The 1,241-nt window shown below is 52.1% G+C and carries 2 protein-coding genes; one reads left to right on the top strand and one right to left on the bottom strand.

What is annotated here, in order from left to right:
* On the top strand, positions 1-225 hold a 225-nt coding region (locus VJ956_RS12385), incomplete at its 5' end, for a hypothetical protein (RefSeq protein WP_324085353.1).
* 216 nt (positions 226-441) lie between these two features.
* On the opposite strand, the gene VJ956_RS12390 is transcribed toward VJ956_RS12385, so the two are convergent.
* A partial coding sequence (locus VJ956_RS12390; protein ID WP_324085354.1) for a hypothetical protein occupies positions 442-1,241 on the bottom strand: 800 nt, incomplete at its 5' end.

The following is a 1,241-nucleotide window of genomic DNA, read 5'->3' on the forward strand; positions in this document are numbered from 1 at the left end:
TCAAAACCCCAAACCAACACAAGGAGATCTCTCCGCTCTGGCACGCAAAAACACGTGCCGCCGGTCGAGATGACAGAAGCAGTATCTGGGGCAGGGCGCGGCGCTTTAAGTGAGAAAGTAGAACCAGGTAATGTTTTGCGCCGCCCTTATTATAAAAACAATCCCTGTCATGTCGAGCGAAGGCCTGTTTTTCAGGCCGAAGCCGAGACATCTCCCAGCACTTAGAACTAGCCCAAACAAAGTCCCATCAAAACCCCAAGCTATCCCAAGGAGATCTCTCCGATCTAAATATGAGATATAATTCCTGTCACTTCTGAAATAGTGTTTCCCGGTTTTTAGGAAACATGAGGCGCTCGGGACGACAAGGACACTTGTTTTTTTAACATGGCGCATCAATTCAACTGTTCAACAGTTCTACAATTCCACGTCACATCTCACACCCTACTGAACCATTGTATGCTGCGAGGCTGTCATTAGATCGCGCCAGGTCCGGTTGAAGCGGGTGGTTTCATCGAGGACCTTCATGCCGCTTAGCTTGTACACCACCAGCGCCGTTTCACGGCAGGTTTGGGTCAGGGTTTTGGCGGTTCTGTTTACCTGGTCGATAGTAGACTGCGATCCCTGAAGAGTTTCGCTGCACTCCTCCCAGAGTTTTGAGACACTTTCGTGGAGGGATCTGCGTTCGCTTTGCAGCTTTTCCCTTGCCTCCCGGAGAGTCACAGGCTGACCTGCGTGCTGTTCCGCTTCATCGATAAATGAGAGGGTCATGCCCAGGACGGAAGAGGAGATGGCTGCCGGCGCGTAGCCCATAAACGGGTAGTTGAAAAGCGGTTTATGTTCATGCTCAGTGCGGGGGGTTAATACAAACGACCGGTTATCCGGGATTTCAAGATCGCTGACTACAAAATCGTGACTGGCTGATGCCTTGAGCCCATAGCCGTTCCAGGTGTTGAGCTTTTGGACTTCACCGGGAAGAAAAGCCATCGCCCGGATGTTAGGTTCTTCAGCTGCTTTGGCGCCGTCCTGGACGATACAGTTGGCAGTAAAAAGGGTGGCGTGATGAATTCCGCTGATATATTTCCAGCGGCCGTTAACAATATAGGTACCGTTTCCGGTTGGTTTGGCGGTGCCTGCGGGATAGCCTGATCCGGCCGTGAACGCCGCGGGGTTGCTGAAGATCTCATGTGCAAACGACTGATCCATAAAGCCGCTGAAGAGCCCTGCGCCGGCGCCCAGTTTAA

Source organism: Marinobacter sp. (genome assembly GCF_035268745.1).
Taxonomy (GTDB): Bacteria; Pseudomonadota; Gammaproteobacteria; order Pseudomonadales; family Oleiphilaceae; genus Marinobacter.